Genomic DNA, 361 nt, shown 5'->3' with positions numbered 1-361 from the left:
GAGATGGCTTCAGCCAAAGCCCTCATGGATATTCCAGGTGTCGGTGAACACAGTGCAAGTGCCATTGTCGCGACCGTCAATGACGCCAAACAATTTGGATCTAGCCGCCAATTTGCCGCTTGGATAGGGTTGGTTCCAAGACAATACTCAACAGGTGGTCATGTTCATCTTGGTCGCATCAGCAAAAGAGGCGAAAAACATATTCGCACTCTACTTATTCATGGCGCAAGAGCCGTTATTGCACGATGTAAAGAGAAAACCGATCGCAACAGTATTTGGTTAAATCAACTCGTTGAACGACGAGGTTATAAACGAGCAGCTGTCGCCCTAGCAGCAAAAAACGCTCGTATAATATGGGCAT

The 361-nt window shown here is 46.8% G+C and carries 1 protein-coding gene; it reads left to right on the top strand.

Features of this window, described 5'->3' with window-relative positions; genetic code table 11:
• A partial coding sequence (locus tag AB4503_RS25705; protein WP_133151364.1) for a transposase occupies nucleotides 1-361 on the top strand: 361 nt, incomplete at both ends.

Origin of the sequence: Vibrio sp. 10N.222.55.B11 (genome assembly GCF_041473705.1) — a bacterium.
Classification (GTDB): Bacteria; Pseudomonadota; Gammaproteobacteria; order Enterobacterales; family Vibrionaceae; genus Vibrio; species Vibrio crassostreae_C.
The sequence above is the reverse complement of the archived record's forward strand: the minus strand, read 5'-3'. Positions and strand labels throughout refer to the sequence as shown.